14 protein-coding genes and 2 tRNA genes are annotated in these 14282 nt (G+C 57.1%); 5 read left to right on the top strand and 11 right to left on the bottom strand.

Features of this window, described 5'->3' with window-relative positions:
* The first annotated feature begins 31 nt into the window (after positions 1-31).
* Positions 32-733: a ribonuclease T2 family protein gene (locus ACWFTY_RS15060; protein ID WP_447524993.1), complete on the top strand. Its 702-nt coding sequence runs from the start codon at positions 32-34 to the stop codon at positions 731-733.
* Between the two features lie 151 nt (positions 734-884).
* Here the strand turns inward: ACWFTY_RS15060 and ACWFTY_RS15055 are convergent, their stop codons facing one another.
* Genes ACWFTY_RS15055 through ACWFTY_RS15045 form a run of 3 tightly spaced genes read right to left on the bottom strand, consistent with a single transcriptional unit; the run spans position 885 to position 4364 of the window.
* The gene (locus tag ACWFTY_RS15055) at positions 885-1307 is read right to left on the bottom strand and encodes a DUF4112 domain-containing protein (RefSeq protein ID WP_447524992.1); all 423 of its coding nucleotides are present in this window, start codon (positions 1305-1307) and stop codon (positions 885-887) included.
* 31 nt (positions 1308-1338) lie between these two features.
* Positions 1339-2826: an ABC transporter substrate-binding protein gene (locus ACWFTY_RS15050; RefSeq protein ID WP_447524991.1), complete on the bottom strand. Its 1488-nt coding sequence runs from the start codon at positions 2824-2826 to the stop codon at positions 1339-1341.
* Entirely contained in the window at positions 2823-4364 is a 1542-nt protein-coding gene (locus tag ACWFTY_RS15045; protein ID WP_447524990.1) for a peptide ABC transporter substrate-binding protein, read from the bottom strand. Before ACWFTY_RS15045 ends, ACWFTY_RS15050 begins: the two co-directional genes overlap by 4 nt.
* A 79-nt stretch (positions 4365-4443) precedes the next feature.
* Between ACWFTY_RS15045 and ACWFTY_RS15040 the strand changes: the two genes are divergently transcribed.
* Complete coding sequence (locus tag ACWFTY_RS15040) at positions 4444-5625, top strand: acyl-CoA dehydrogenase family protein (RefSeq protein WP_447524989.1); 1182 nt, start codon at positions 4444-4446, stop codon at positions 5623-5625.
* 64 nt (positions 5626-5689) lie between these two features.
* Here ACWFTY_RS15040 and ACWFTY_RS15035 read toward each other — a convergent pair.
* The 6 genes from ACWFTY_RS15035 to aroA all read right to left on the bottom strand — a co-directional run bounded on the left by ACWFTY_RS15035 (position 5690) and on the right by aroA (position 10544).
* Positions 5690-5776 (bottom strand) — tRNA-Leu (locus ACWFTY_RS15035).
* A gap of 96 nt (positions 5777-5872) precedes the next feature.
* Positions 5873-6154 (bottom strand): integration host factor subunit beta, encoded by a 282-nt coding sequence (locus ACWFTY_RS15030; protein ID WP_447524988.1) that lies wholly within the window; start codon positions 6152-6154, stop codon positions 5873-5875.
* A gap of 230 nt (positions 6155-6384) precedes the next feature.
* Positions 6385-8088, bottom strand: coding sequence for a 30S ribosomal protein S1 (rpsA, locus tag ACWFTY_RS15025; protein ID WP_447524987.1), 1704 nt, complete (start codon positions 8086-8088; stop codon positions 6385-6387).
* Positions 8089-8296: 208 nt separating this feature from the next.
* Positions 8297-8941, bottom strand: coding sequence for a (d)CMP kinase (locus ACWFTY_RS15020; protein WP_447524986.1), 645 nt, complete (start codon positions 8939-8941; stop codon positions 8297-8299).
* Complete coding sequence (locus ACWFTY_RS15015; protein WP_447524985.1) at positions 8938-9198, bottom strand: CBU_0592 family membrane protein; 261 nt, start codon at positions 9196-9198, stop codon at positions 8938-8940. Before ACWFTY_RS15015 ends, ACWFTY_RS15020 begins: the two co-directional genes overlap by 4 nt.
* Entirely contained in the window at positions 9198-10544 is a 1347-nt protein-coding gene (gene aroA, locus ACWFTY_RS15010; protein WP_447524984.1) for a 3-phosphoshikimate 1-carboxyvinyltransferase, read from the bottom strand. The genes ACWFTY_RS15015 and aroA overlap by 1 nt, the downstream gene beginning before the upstream one ends.
* A gap of 183 nt (positions 10545-10727) precedes the next feature.
* Here aroA and ACWFTY_RS15005 point away from each other — a divergent pair, with 183 nt between their 5' ends.
* Positions 10728-11051, top strand: coding sequence for a TIGR02300 family protein (locus ACWFTY_RS15005; protein WP_447524983.1), 324 nt, complete (start codon positions 10728-10730; stop codon positions 11049-11051).
* 50 nt (positions 11052-11101) lie between these two features.
* A tRNA-Ala gene (locus ACWFTY_RS15000) sits at positions 11102-11177 on the top strand.
* Between the two features lie 100 nt (positions 11178-11277).
* Here the strand turns inward: ACWFTY_RS15000 and ACWFTY_RS14995 are convergent.
* Both ACWFTY_RS14995 and ACWFTY_RS14990 read right to left on the bottom strand, forming a co-directional pair.
* Positions 11278-12444, bottom strand: a complete 1167-nt coding sequence (locus tag ACWFTY_RS14995) for an AI-2E family transporter (RefSeq protein WP_447524982.1) — start codon at positions 12442-12444, stop codon at positions 11278-11280.
* Positions 12434-12673, bottom strand: coding sequence for a hypothetical protein (locus ACWFTY_RS14990; protein ID WP_447524981.1), 240 nt, complete (start codon positions 12671-12673; stop codon positions 12434-12436). Before ACWFTY_RS14990 ends, ACWFTY_RS14995 begins: the two co-directional genes overlap by 11 nt.
* Before the next feature lie 386 nt (positions 12674-13059).
* Here ACWFTY_RS14990 and ACWFTY_RS14985 point away from each other — a divergent pair, with 386 nt between their 5' ends.
* A complete protein-coding gene (locus tag ACWFTY_RS14985) occupies positions 13060-14244 on the top strand; it encodes an NAD(P)/FAD-dependent oxidoreductase (protein WP_447524980.1) in 1185 nt (394 codons plus the stop codon).
* The last annotated feature ends 38 nt before the right edge of the window (positions 14245-14282 follow it).

The following is a 14282-nucleotide window of genomic DNA, read 5'->3' as shown; positions in this document are numbered from 1 at the left end:
CGGACGTCGACGATTTGAAGGATATATTCAGATGAAGATTGCCGGAACGGTCTTGCTTTTCATGCTTCCGGCCACAGCCAACGCCCAATCCTACCAATGCAGCCCACCATCTGGCCTCAGCGCCCCCGCCGAGCGCAAGCCGGCGTCCGAACCCCGCCGCATCAAACCCATTACCGCCTATACGCTGGCGCTCAGCTGGTCACCGGAATATTGCAACAAGCGCAAGGACAGCAGTCGCGACAAGACCCAGTGCAGCGGGAATGACGGCAGCTTCGGGTTCATTCTCCACGGTCTGTGGCCCGACACGCGCGGCCCCGCCTATCCGCAGTGGTGTACACCGACCAAGGCGCTGCCGCCAGCAGTGGTGAAGCGTAATTTTTGCATGATGCCGACTACCAGGATGATGGCGCATGAATGGGCGAAGCATGGAACCTGCATGACCAAGCGCCCCGAAACCTATTTCCGGGTGTCCCGGATCATGTTTGATGCCGTGCGTTTTCCGGACATGGACCGGCTGTCTCGCAAGCCTTTGACGGCGGGACAATTCCGCAATGCTTTCGCAGCGGCGAACGAGGGGCTTCAGCCCGATATGCTGCGGTTGAAGGTGAATGCGCGTGGCTGGCTGCAGGAGGTAAAGCTCTGTCTCGGCAAGAGTTTCCGGCCGCAGCGCTGTCCGTCATATATGCGGGCGGTGAAAGATGATCTGCCGGTAAAAATCTGGCGCGGGGGGTAGTGCCCCTGCGCAGGCAGGGGCCCATCTCCTGCTCTCGAATATCTGTGCAACGGGAGTAAGGATCGCTTGCCGTGAGGCCGCTTCCCATCTTTATCAAAGTGTATTTAATATAGTTCGGGAGATGGACTCCCGCCTGCGCGGGAGCACAATTCTAACCCTCCAGCGTCCGCGTCCCCGGGTGGTGCTTGTCGAGATGCTTGTGGATGATCTTCAAATTCTTGCTGTTCGAGCGCCAGAAAAAGTCGAAGACGTCGCCGAAGAGCGGGATCGCGCCAACCGCCGTATCGATGCCGACATTGGCCGCCATACGGGTAAGCTGCAGCTTCGACATGCCGAGATTGCGGGCTTCCCAGACGATATAGGCCGACATCAGCGCGGTGACGATATCGCCAACAACCGGAACCAGACCGACGATCCAATCGGCGCCTACCGGTCGATTGATACCGGGGATCACAAATGCCCGTTCCAGCATTTTTTCCATCGCTTCGACGCGGGTCCGCACCGCTTGCGGATCGCGGCTGGCATCGGGCAATTGTTCTGCCAGACGCTTTAACTTTTCTTCGAAAATGGCCATCAGATCTCCCTGTCATATACTGGCAACACGGTCAGGATATGGGTATGCCGACCAGCGGGTTCAATGGATGCCAGCCGCGCGGGTTTACCGCGAAGCCGCGCTGGCCCTGTCTGGCAATCGACCAGCGGATCGGAACGGCAATCGGAATGAAATTATAATGCTGGACCAGCATTTGCTCGACCTCGGCATAGAGGCGGGCCTTGATCTGCAAATTGGTTGCCGCATCCGCTTCGGCGATTTTTGAATCGGCATCATTCAGGCAGACCGTGGTTTTGACGCAGGTGAACTGCTTCAAGAACCATTGGGCGCTGTCATAGGGTGCGATCTCGTCCATGAGCTGGACATCCGCTTTCTGGTTCAGTGCGACCTTTCGCGCGTCCAGACCCACTCTTCTGAGGTCAGACTGGATACGCTTGAACAATATGGTGGCGCCCGCTGCGTCAGGCAGGGCGATGGCCAGCGGCACGACCGGCCCTTCGGAGGCTTTCCAGCGGCTGACATGGTTTCTGGCAAAGACTATCCGGGCCGGCATGGCCATGCCGACCCAGTCGGGATAGGCGTTGATCCCCTCGACATCGAGCGCTTCGGGGATGATCTTGAGCCGGCTCTGCCAGGCGCTGACACCGGGAAAAGAGGTCAGTAAAGCCGGGCGGTTGATCGCCATCGCCAATATTTCCCGGTTGCCGGGAACCGCCCAGAAACCATTGGCGCGGATGAAACGCAGTCCGAACAGGCCGGCGACCGGGTCGAGCCGCAAGTCGCCGCTGCCGATATCTGCTGCATCGAAAAGCGGAAGGTGATGATATTTGCCGTTCAGCACGATTTGAGCGCTCCCGGCCCGATAGCGGGCTATTGCGGTTGCGGCCGCTTCGCTGCGCAGGGATACCCAACGCTCGTCTTCATCCTCCGCGTCCTTTTCTTCCTGTGACGGTTCGTCAAATTGCGTCAGTTTGATGCCATTGTCCTCGCTCAGCAAGCGCATCGGCCCGGCGCCATGTCCGGCGCGGAACAGGCCCATTTCCGGCTGGGCGAGCAACTGCAGGAAGTTGGGGTGCGGCGAATCCAGTTTGATCTCGATAACCCGGCCGGTCATCGATACCACTTCGTCGACCACCGAGACGTCATATTGCAGGCGGCTATTGCGTAATTCGGCAAAACGCTCGCGCAGCAGGCGGGCGACCCGTTCGGCGGTAATCTGCCTGCCGTCATCCCATTTTGCATCGTACAGGCGGAAAATATAGCTCAGTCCATCGTCGGAAACGATCCAGCGGGCGGCCAGTGCCGGCACGACCCGGCCCTCTTCATCCAGCCCGACGAGCCCCTTGGCCATCGCCGCGCGCATGGTCGCGGAAGCGAAATTCAGCCGCGTCCCGACCGGATTGATCTGGGTGGAGTCATCTTCGACCACGGTAACTCTGACCTGATCCTCATCCTCGGCAAAGCCGCAGGCGCCCAACATTGCAACGGCAAGAGCCGCAAAAATATTGTTTCGCCAGAATGTCGAACGGGAATGCATCATGGTCTTATACGCAGAGTGCGGCTGGGATGCACATTGGAAATATTATCTTTCCATCCCGCGATCCGCTCAGCCACCAGACTGCGGGTCACATAGAAATAGAGCGGCAGGATTGGTGTATCGGAGATCAGAATTGCTTCGGCCTGCCGCATCAAGAGCTGGCGTTTGGCCGGGTCCGGTTCGGCGATAGCCAGCGCCAAGATCCGGTCATAATCCGGATTGTCATAGCCTGAATAATTGCCGCCACCATTAGCCTGCTGATGAACCAGCAGGAAATTTTCCGGCGTCGGCAAATCGGCGATCCATCCGGAGCGGGCCAGTGCGAACTCATGTCGGCGCAGCGCGGCAAAATGCAGCGCTGCCTCACTGTTGAACAGGCTGGCTTCCACGCCAAGCGGTTTCCACATGGCTGCCATAGCTACCGATACGCGACGATGTTCGGCGGAACTGTTGAAGCGGATCTCGAAACGCAGCGGATTGTCCGCGCCAAAGCCGGCAGCGTCGAGCAATGCGCGCGCGGCCTGCAGCCGCTTTTCCCGCGGCCAGTCAGCCCATTCGGGCTTTGCCGCTTGCGCGCCGACCAGTCCCGGCGGCAGCAAACCCCAGGCCGGGATATTGCCGATGCCAATGACCTTGTCGGCGATCCACTCGCGTTCGACCGCCATCGACAGGGCGGTCCGCACCCTGCGGTCATCAAAGGGCTGTGCGCGGGTGTTGAAGGCAAAATAATAGCTGCCGAGATAGGGCACGCTATGGGCTAGGTCGGGGTGGTTCTCTTTCAGCCATTGATGGCGGCTTGCGGGATAGTCAGCGGCAATATCCGCGCCACCGGAGAGGAACAGGCGCATTGCCGAAAGGCTGTCGTCCATCGGTTTCCATATGATGGTCGTAGTGGGTGCCGCTTCATCATGCCACTCGGGATTGCGCTCAAGCCGGGCGTGATCATTCAATTTCCATCCGGACAACCGATAGGGTCCGCTGGCAATCATCGGCCGGTCAGAGGTCCACTTGTCTCCGGCGTCACTAATCCGGTGGAGGGGGAGGGCGGCCATGGCCGGATGGGCGAGCAAAGCGGGCAGGGATGGGTCGGGGGAGGCGAGAGTGATAGTCACGCTATTGCCGCTGAGGGCCTCCACAGCCACGATATTGCCGAACAGAGCCTTCGCCGCCGCAGCCGTTTCCGGAGCGCGCAGACGGCGCAGCAAGGCGGGGAAAAGGGACGCATCAAAACCGGTGCCGTCGGAGAAACGCAAATTTTCCCGCAAGGCAAAAGTCCAGATCAACCCATCCGCCGAGATTCTCCAATCATGGGCCAGTCCCGGCTCGGCATTTCCGCTGGCATCGAGACGAGTCAGACCCTCGAACTGGTCAGCTGCGATCCGCAGCGAGGACAGGTCGGAGATTTTTTGCGGGTCGAGGCCCTTGATCTCCGAATCAGACAAGCGGACGATTTGCGCCGGGCCAGGCGCGGTGTCAGCCGCTGGACCGCTATCGCAGGATATCAGCAACAGGCAGGTACAGAGAAGGGCGATATAGCGCATCTCTCCCGTCTAGATGGTTTTGCCGGCTCGACAAAGCGGAACTCTTGTGCTTGTTCATTGTGCTTAGGAGAATTGCCGCATGACCGGTTTACAATATGATATTTCCTCGATCGGCGAGGTCGGCCCCAAGGTTCTGGCGCTGCTGCCCGAGATTGCGGTACGCGCGGAGGAAACCGAAAAGGCGCGGCGTTTGCCAGCAGACCTTGCAGCAAAGCTGGCTGACGCCGGTGCATTCAATCTGTCCAAACCGGCAGCTCTAGGCGGACTGGAACTGGAACCGCTCGACTTTATGAAAATTGTTGCCACGGTTGCCGAAGCGGATGCCAGCGCCGGCTGGTGCGTGATGATCGCGGTCACCTCGACGCTGGGCGCGGCCTATATGCCGGAACCGGTTGCGCAGGAAATCTTTGGTGCGGATGATGTCATCACCGGCGGGGTTTTCGCGCCGATGGGCAAGGCCGAAGACCAGGGCGATCATTATCTGCTCAGCGGCCAGTGGCAATGGGGCTCGGGCTCGGCCAATTGTTCCTGGCTCGGCGGTGGCGCGATGATCTTCAAGGACGGCGATCTGCAGAAATTCGAGAGTGGCGCGCCCTATCACCGGATGCTGTTCTTTCCGGCACAAGATGTCTCGTTCATCGACAGCTGGCATGTCGCGGGATTGAAAGGCACGGGGTCCGGAGATTTCTCGGTAGAAAATTTGAAAGTGCCAAAGGACCGCAGCGTGTCCTTCGTCGGCGACCAGCCGCGCGACCCAGGCGCATTGTATAAATTTCCGCTCTTCGGCCTGCTGGCGCTGGGCGTATCTTCGGTGGCGCTCGGCAATGCCCGCGCTGCGCTGGAAGAAATCAGCAATATCGCGGTAAACAAGAAGACGCCCGGAGGTGGTCGGTCGATGGCGCAGCGGGCAACCGTGCAAGCCGATCTGGCGCGGGCATCAGCTCAACTGGGTGGCGCCTTCGCTTATCTGGAAGCTGCCATCAGCGAATGCTGGGCAGAAGCAAAGGGGGCCGGGGCAATCTCCGCCAAAGGCCGGGCCAATCTGCGCCTCGCCTGCGCCCATGCCACCGAAATCTCCGCTGAAGTCTGCAAAACCGCTTATACATTGGGCGGCGGCGGTGCGGTCTATTCCACCAGCAGCCTGCAGCGCCGCTTCCGCGACGCCCATGTCGCCACCCAGCATATCGCTACCGCACCGGCGGTGTTCGAACTGGCCGGGCGGGTATTGCTGGAACAACCGGTGGATATGGCGATGTTGTAACGATTAGCGCAAATCCTGACATTTAACGCCGGCCGGGCGAGAAGATCATATGATCGATTAAAACTGGTGCGGACGGCGGGACTCGAACCCGCACACCCATTTCGGATAGCAGATTTTAAGTCTGCTGCGTCTACCATTTCGCCACGTCCGCACCGGTAGGTCCAACTTTCGCCGGAGCCTAGCGACAAGCATTATTGCGGGGCTGTGGTCAAGTGGGTAGGTAAATAAAAACGCGCAATCGGGGCGATTAGTCCTTGTTCAGACGCTCGCGGATTTCCTTGCCGGGCTTGAAATAGGGCACTCTTTTCGCCGGAACTTCTACCGATTCACCCGTGCGCGGGTTGCGACCGGTGCGCGGTTTGCGCTGGCGCGTCGAGAATGCGCCAAATCCGCGCAGTTCCACACGACCACCTTCAGCCAGTTTCTGGCTGATCTGGTTGAAAAAGAGATCGACGATTTTTTCAATCTCATCCGGCTTCAATTCCGGATTCTCTTCAGCCAGTTTTTCTAATAGTTCAGAACGTATCATCGGTGCGCCTTTCCGATTCCCGGTCGATCCAGTGGGTTTCTTTGCAGGAAACTTTCGGAATCTGGCGGTCTGTCATTTTCTAGATTCCGATAGATGCCAGAAATTATGTCTATTTTCAATGGTCTTGGCAACCTTGTCAAAAAATGATGTGTAATGGGACATGGCAAAGAAAAAGCCCGCCCCGTTGAAGGGGCGGGCTTTTCCGCAATAGGTTGCCTGTGATTGAAGAACTATTCTTCTTTCTTCTTCAGAGCGGCACCGAGGATGTCGCCAAGGCTCGCTCCGGAATCGGTTGAACCGAATTGTTCCACAGCCTGCTTCTCTTCTGCCAGCTGATGCGCCTTGATCGAGAAGTTCGGTTTCTTCGAACGGTCGAAGCCGGTGATCATTGCGTCGAGCTTCTGGCCGACCTGGAAGCGGTCAGGACGTTGCTCGTCGCGATCGCGGCCCAAATCGTTGCGCTTGATGAAGCCGGTTGCGCCATCGTCGCCCATCTGGACTTCGAGGCCGCCGTCGCGGACTTCCAATACGGTGACGGTTGCCACAGCGCCTTTTTTGAGACCGCCGGTATCCGCGCCGCCCATGGCAGGTGCGCCTTTTTCAAGCTGCTTCATGCCAAGCGAAATACGTTCCTTGTCAACATCGATGTCGAGAACGATCGCTTTAACCTGTTCACCCTTGTGGTGCAGGTTGAGCGCGTCTTCGCCGGAGATGCCCCAAGCGATGTCGGACATGTGAACCATGCCGTCAACGTCGCCTTCAAGGCCGATGAACAGACCGAATTCGGTAGCGTTCTTGACTTCGCCTTCGACGGTGGCGCCGACGGGATGCGTATCAGCAAAATCGGTCCATGGGTTGGACTGAGCCTGTTTCAGACCCAGCGAGATGCGACGCTTCTCGGTGTCGACTTCGAGAACGATAACTTCGACTTCTTGCGAGGTAGAAACGATCTTGCCCGGATGGACGTTCTTCTTGGTCCAGCTCATTTCGGAAACATGGACAAGGCCTTCGATGCCTGGTTCCAGTTCAACAAATGCACCATATTCGGTGATGTTGGTAACCGAGCCATTGAGCTTCGTGCCAACCGCATATTTTTCGGTAGCGCTATCCCAAGGATCGCTTTCGAGCTGTTTCATGCCAAGCGAGATACGCTGGGTGTCTTTGTTGATCTTGATGATCTGGACTTTCAGCGTGTCGCCGATGTTGATCATCTCGTTCGGGTGATTGACCCGCTTGTAGCTGAGATCGGTAACATGGAGCAGGCCATCGATGCCGCCGAGGTCAACGAACGCACCATAATCGGTGATATTCTTGACCACGCCTTCGGTAACCTGACCTTCAGCCAGCGACTCAATGAGACCGCTGCGCTGTTCGGCGCGGGTTTCTTCGAGAATGGCGCGACGCGAGACAACGATATTGCCGCGCTTGCGATCCATCTTGAGGATCTGGAAGGGCTGGGTGATGTCCATCAAAGGAGTCACGTCGCGTACCGGACGGACGTCGACCTGGCTGCCGGGCAGGAAGGCCACGGCGCCATCGAGGTCAACCGTAAAGCCGCCTTTGACGCGGCCGAAGATAATGCCTTCGACGCGATTGCCTTCGTCATATTCTTTTTCAAGCTTGTCCCAGCTTGCTTCGCGACGGGCGCGATCGCGGGACAGCATGGCTTCGCCGTTTACATTTTCGATGCGGTCGACATAGACTTCGACTTCGTCACCAATGGAAATGTCGGCTTTTTGACCGGGAGCGGCGAATTCGCGCAGCGCTACACGGCCCTCTGATTTCAATCCCACATCGATGACAGCCATGTCGTTTTCGATGCCGGTTACGGTGCCTTTGACGACGCGGCCTTCAAAGCCCTGGTCTTCGCCACCGAGTGATTCGTTTAACATTGCCGCGAAATCATCGCGGGTTGGAAATGCCGTTGAGGCCATATGGTATAATCCTTGGTATTCGTTTTTTCGGGCCAAGCGGTTGGTTCCGCTGGTCTTGGACCAAAATTGCCACGACCACCCCATGTGATCGCCGCATCCGTTAGAAAACTGCCAATATTGATGTATGCGAGGCTAAGTGCAAATGCCAAAAACTGCGCTAAAAGTCAGGCCGGTTATTTCCTAGCCCGTTTTGCACATCATTTGTCTGCTATGCCGGATCTTTATCGTGCCGGCCGCTTGTCTTCGCATTCACCATGGCAATTGCCTGTTGAACGGCGGCGTCTATAGTCAAATTGGTGGTATCTAGCAAGTCTGCATCTTCCGCGGGCTTGAGCGGTGCCGTGCTGCGATTCTTGTCGCGTTCGTCCCGTTTCAATATGTCGGCCAATATATCATCAAAATTGGCCGGCTCGCCGCGCCGCTTCATTTCCTCGAATCGCCGGACTGCACGTGCTTCGGAAGAGGCTGTCACGAACAGTTTTACATCGGCGTCCGGCGCGATGACCGTACCGATATCGCGGCCGTCCAGAACGGCACCGGCGGGTTGATAGGCAAAGTCCTTCTGGCGTTTGTCCAGCGCGCGCCTGACTTCCGGATGGACCGAAACCCGGCTCGCCAGCCCCCCGACTGTTTCGCTGCGCAGTCCCGGATTGTCGAGCAGAGTGCCTTCAAAGACGCAGGCGGCCAGCGCATCGGCAGCATCATCGGCATTGCCGCCCTGTTCCCTGAGTGTCCAGCCGACCGCGCGATAAAGCAAGCCGGTATCCAGAAAGGGCAGGGCGAAATGTTTCGCCAGTTGCTTGGAGATCGTGCCTTTTCCAGAGGCGGTCGGGCCGTCGACGGCGATGATCATGAGCCTGAACTCGCACGGTTCCGATAGGCCTTCCAGAGACCGCCTACAGCAATGGAAATCCAGACCATTTCCAGCAGAAATGATGCCAGATTGAAATATACCATGAGAGAGACGGTGAGCAAAAGGGCGCCCAGCAGGTTGGTGCCGTTATAGATAAACGGGTTCACCGAGTCCGCATAGACATTATAACCATAGGCAAATACGACAAGAATACTGCCCGTTATGCCGATTACATTGGCGGTAAATCCGTCGAGCATCAGGATGCTAGCGTCGTCATGAGTTCCTGGAACCCGGGAAAGCTGGTTTGCACTGGCGTGACATCGTCAATCGCCAGTCCGGATTTCGTCACCATACCCGCGACGGCGAAGCTCATGGCGATACGGTGATCCAGTGCGGTTTCGATTTCCGGCTTGGCTTTTCCGCCGGTTAGCGGTTTGCCGCCGCTACCTTCGATCACCAGGCCATCGTCCCTTTCGGTGAGCTTAACGCCGAGGAGTTCAAGCCCCTTCGCCATTTGTGAAAGCCGGTCGGATTCCTTGACCCGCAATTCGTGCAGGCCGCGAGTGGAGGTTTCGCCGCTCGCGATGGCAGCGGCAATGAACAAGATAGGGAATTCGTCGATCATGCTCGGCGCAATATTGGCGGGCACGTCGATGCCGGTGAGCGCGCTATATTTGACGTGGATGTCGGCGACCGGTTCGCCGCCGACTGTCCGCTGTTTCTTGAAGCTGATGTCGCCGCCCATATTCTGCAGCACTTCAAACAGGCCGGCGCGGGTCGGATTGATCCCGACATTCTCGATGATGATATCCGATCCGGGGACGATCAGGGCTGCAACCACCATGAAGGCAGCGGAGGAAGGATCGCCCGGAACCTTGATCTTTTGCGGCTGCAGTTCCGCTTCGCCGGTCAGCGAAATGACGCGACATCCTTCGGCGTCTGTTTCTACCGTGATATCCGCGCCAAAGCCCTTGAGCATCGTCTCGCTATGATCGCGGGTGAGCACGGGTTCAATGATCCGTGTAATGCCGGGCGTGTTGAGGCCGGCGAGCAGGATCGCCGATTTGACCTGCGCAGAAGCGACCGGCAGGCGATATTCAATAGGGATTGCAGGACACAGGCCTCTTACCGTCAGCGGCAGGCAGGATTTGTGGTCGGAAGTTTCGCGCGCCTGGATGTCCGCGCCCATTTCCGAGAGCGGGTCAATGACCCGGCCCATCGGACGTTTCGACAGGCTCGCATCGCCGATGAAGGTTGCGCTGATCCCATGCGAGGCGATCAAACCCATCAGCAATCGGGTCGAGGTACCGCTATTGCCCATTTCAAGCGCGTTGCCGGGCTGCATCAGGCCGCCGACGCCCACGCCGTGAACAGTCCACACGTCATCCTTTTTTTCGATTCTGGCGCCCATGGCACGCAAGGCCGCGGCGGTGGCAAGCACATCTTCGCCTTCGAGCAGGCCGGTGATCCGGCTTTTGCCAACCGCGAGCGCCGATAATATCAGCGCGCGATGCGAAATGGATTTGTCTCCGGGAACCGAAATTTTACCGGAAAGCGGGCCAGACGGTTTGAACGTTACTGGCTGTGGGGTGTTGCTGTTCATGTCAGAGCTTTGTTAGCGGAGCGCACCAATGATTCGTGCAGGAATATCAAACGGCTTTTGACAGCGCAGCAAAGCTATGGCAAGGCGCGCCGGATTTCACGGCTGATTTAGATAAAACTTGAATCGCCGTCGAGCAGACTTACCTATCAACGAATTGATTTAGACAGGATTTGGACACCAGCCATGGTTAAACCGGAATGGGGCACAAAACGCACATGCCCGAAATGTGGAACGCGCTTTTACGATCTGGGCAAAGAAGACCCGGCAACCTGCGTTGAATGCGGGGAAAGCTTCGTGCCGGAAGCAGTGCTGAAATCCAAACAGCCTATGCCTTTTGAAGCGCCCAAGAAGGCCGTCAAGAAGGAAGAAGATGCGGTTGACGATGATGATTTGGACATCAACATCGACGATGATGAACCATCCCCGGACAATGAAGTTGACCTTGGTGGCGACGACGATTTGGGCGTCAGCAAAGGCAAAGGTGACGACGAACCCGACGACACCTAATTTTTGATTTGCTTTCTGAAGGGCGTCTGGATTAAAGGCGCTCTTCAAATGGGGCCTTAGCTCAGCTGGGAGAGCGCTTCGCTGGCAGCGAAGAGGTCAGCGGTTCGATCCCGCTAGGCTCCACCATTTTCCTAAATCTCCCAATAATTGATCCGTTATGTCGATCATCACACAGCGGATATCCACAGCAATCGAGCGAGACCGCCAGGCTGTTGTTTGGTTAGCCTCAGTGCCCGCGTGATTCGCCCTGCTTATTTTCCGGAGAATCGAACAACGGCTCTCCCAGGATAAAGCCAATGATATTCGGGCTCCCCGTTTGGGTGAGCAGCGCTTTGCCGACAATCAGCAAGGGGACCGCTATCAAGGCTCCACCCAATCCCCATATCCATGTAAAATAGCTGATCGATAGCAGGATAATGACCGGGTTCATGGAAAAGCGCCGGCCAAGAATCGACGGCGTTATCAGATTGGCTTCGATCGCCTGCAGGCCGATATAGGCTGCCGCGGGGACCAGTCCGCCTCCCAGATCGCCGGTCGAGGCTGCACCGAAGCCGAATAGAAGCACCGCCATCAGCATGGGTCCGAGATAGGGGATGAAGTTCAATATCGCCGCCAGGCCGCCCCACATCAGAGGCGATTCTATATCCAGTAACCATGCGCCGAAGGCGACGATCACCCCCACTGCGATGTTGATGGTGGTTACAGCGCCGATATAGTGGGACAGATCTCCCGTGATGCTCCGGCCAGCCCGGGCGGCTTTCAGGCTTGTGGCCAGGGTCGACCGTTTCGATAATATGATCCGCTTCAGCCGCAGGCGGGATCCCAGCATGAAATAAACCAGCAGGATCACCAGCAGAAGTTCGAGGAGGACAGCAGGCGTGGCATAGGCGGCCTCTTCCATGACCGTAGGGCTGGCAAGCACCACTTCGCGTGCTCCGGTTTCGCCCATTGTCGAAGAGAATTCCGTGCCCATTTGCGACACCGAAGCCGTGAACTGACGAATGTCGACTAGCCGTTCCTGCAAAATATTTGTGATATCCGGAAATCGCTCTGCCAGTTCCAGAGCCGGCTGCAGAATCAGCAGAAATCCGAAAACCAGAAATAGAATGAAGGTAAGCACGGAAAGAAAGGCGGCGATTGCGTTGGGTAATCCCAGCTTCGTCAGTGCGCCGGTCAACGGCAACAGCATCAGCATGATCACCATGGCCGCGAATAACGGTCTGAAGAAAACAGCGCCCGCCGACAGGACGAACGGTAGAGCCAGAAACAGGCCGAGCGACAAAAGAAAAATTGCTGTTGAAAGCTGTCTTTTGGTCGGCGTTATTTCGCTGATCGGCTGTTTGGTGCCGAGCGTTAGTCTGGCCTCTCCGCCGACGAGATCATCATCCTTCAATATGTGACGCGCCCTTCTGTGCAAATTTCTTTGCTGCTGCAGCACATTTGGATGCTACTACCGGATAATCAATTTCCAGCGCCACATCGGATTGCAGGGCCTTGGCCTCTGTTCTCTCGCATTCTTGCAGCGTAGCGAAGACGCGCTGGTCTCTGACCATTTCTTTGCACATGGCCATGTCATCCGAACATCCCATCAAGATGATTGCGTAAGCAAGGCTGCTGATCATTTCCGGCTCCATCGACTTTTTACTGCACTTGGTTTGAAAACGCAGACATCTTTAAAAGGTTGCGACGGGTGAATGGATCGAAGCGCGAGCGGGGCGCAATCTATCCGGATACGGCGGGGTGCGCGAGTGATGATGGTGGACAGTGGGGCCTTGGGGGGCAATACAGTAATGCGCCCGCCTGCCAGCCGTTGCCAACAATCCATATCGCTGTTAAAAGCGCCACTGCGCAGTCTCGGCTTCGCTTGAGCGGTTGCTCGCGGGACAGGCTGATTTTCAAACCAAGATAATTTGGTAAACTTGGCCGTAGTTCACCCTGGCGACAGCCACAGGCCCGGCGCGAACGGCAGTCGCGAATCTGCTGATATTAGAGAGTTTTCGATAATCCGATGTCCAAAATCCCGACCCATTATGACGCAATAATTCTTGGCGCTGGCGGCGCTGGCCTGATGTGCGCTGCTGTTGCTGGCCAGCGCGGGCGGAAGGTTCTACTGATTGATCATGCCGATGAACCGGGTAAGAAAATCCTGATTTCTGGCGGCGGACGTTGCAATTTCACCAATATCGGCACCGCGCCCGATCGTTATCTGTCGCAAAACAAGCATTTCGCGAAATCGGCTCTGAGCCGCTATTCTGCCAGTGATTTCATTGCGCTGGTCGATCGCTACGGTATCGACTGGCACGAAAAAACTCTGGGACAGCTATTTTGTGATGGTTCCGCCAAGCAGATTGTCGCGATGCTGATGGACGAGTGCCCGGTTGGTGCGGTCAGCCTGTCGCTCGGGAAGTCGATCAGCAATATCAGTCATGGCGATGGCCGTTATCGCGTCGAATATGGCGGAGAGACCGCGTTTGCGCCTTCGCTTGTAGTCGCTACCGGTGGTCCCTCTATCCCGAAAATGGGGGCGACCGGATTCGCTTATGACCTGGCGCGGCAGTTCGGACTGAAGATTGTCGAACCAAGGCCGGCGCTGGTGCCGCTGACCCTCGGCGGGGAAGAAACATTGTTCCGTGAGCTATCCGGTGTGTCGGCACCGGTGATCGCGCGATGCGGGAAAACCGCTTTTCGGGAAGCTGCGCTGTTCACCCACAAAGGATTGTCAGGACCTGCGATTCTCCAGATTTCATCTTATTGGCAACATGGCGAATCGGTCGAGATTGATTTTCTGCCCGATTTGGCGAGCGATTGGCTCAGCCAGGCGAAGCAGCAATTGCCCCGGCTGTCGCTGAAAAAGGCGATCAACGCTCATCTTCCTGCCCGTTTGACCGAGACATTGATCGAACGGATCGCCCTGGAAGGCGAACTCGGCAATCTGACCGACAAGAAGCTTGATGAAGCGGCCCGACGGCTGTCTCATTGGCGCTTCATGCCCAATGGAACCGAGGGTTTTGCCAAGGCAGAAGTCACCGCTGGCGGGATCAGCACGGCGGAATTATCGTCGAAAAATATGGAAGCTAGGCAAGTACCCGGTTTTTATGCTATTGGGGAAGCTGTTGATGTTACCGGCTGGCTCGGTGGCTATAATTTTCAATGGGCTTGGGCGAGTGGCCATGCTGCCGGCAAGGCAATATGATCCCCAGTGCAGACCGTTTAATAACAACATATTCTTCA

This window comes from Parasphingorhabdus sp. NYA22, assembly GCF_976973735.1.
This window is presented reverse-complemented; position numbering and strand designations above follow the sequence as displayed.

Excerpts from the sequence above, each read along its gene's own strand:
- ACWFTY_RS15040 (WP_447524989.1), top strand. The coding sequence starts at position 4,444 with ATGACCGGTTTACAATATGATATTTCCTCGATCGGCGAGGTCGGCCCC.
- ACWFTY_RS15055 (WP_447524992.1), bottom strand. The coding sequence starts at position 1,307 with ATGGCCATTTTCGAAGAAAAGTTAAAGCGTCTGGCAGAACAATTGCCC.
- ACWFTY_RS15005 (WP_447524983.1), top strand. The coding sequence starts at position 10,728 with ATGGTTAAACCGGAATGGGGCACAAAACGCACATGCCCGAAATGTGGA.
- aroA (WP_447524984.1), bottom strand. The coding sequence starts at position 10,544 with ATGAACAGCAACACCCCACAGCCAGTAACGTTCAAACCGTCTGGCCCG.
- ACWFTY_RS15060 (WP_447524993.1), top strand. The coding sequence starts at position 32 with ATGAAGATTGCCGGAACGGTCTTGCTTTTCATGCTTCCGGCCACAGCC.
- ACWFTY_RS15015 (WP_447524985.1), bottom strand. The coding sequence starts at position 9,198 with ATGCTCGACGGATTTACCGCCAATGTAATCGGCATAACGGGCAGTATT.
- ACWFTY_RS14985 (WP_447524980.1), top strand. The coding sequence starts at position 13,060 with ATGTCCAAAATCCCGACCCATTATGACGCAATAATTCTTGGCGCTGGC.
- ACWFTY_RS15020 (WP_447524986.1), bottom strand. The coding sequence starts at position 8,941 with ATGATCATCGCCGTCGACGGCCCGACCGCCTCTGGAAAAGGCACGATC.
- ACWFTY_RS15050 (WP_447524991.1), bottom strand. The coding sequence starts at position 2,826 with ATGATGCATTCCCGTTCGACATTCTGGCGAAACAATATTTTTGCGGCT.
- ACWFTY_RS15030 (WP_447524988.1), bottom strand. The coding sequence starts at position 6,154 with ATGATACGTTCTGAACTATTAGAAAAACTGGCTGAAGAGAATCCGGAA.
- rpsA (WP_447524987.1), bottom strand. The coding sequence starts at position 8,088 with ATGGCCTCAACGGCATTTCCAACCCGCGATGATTTCGCGGCAATGTTA.
- ACWFTY_RS14990 (WP_447524981.1), bottom strand. The coding sequence starts at position 12,673 with ATGATCAGCAGCCTTGCTTACGCAATCATCTTGATGGGATGTTCGGAT.
- ACWFTY_RS15045 (WP_447524990.1), bottom strand. The coding sequence starts at position 4,364 with ATGCGCTATATCGCCCTTCTCTGTACCTGCCTGTTGCTGATATCCTGC.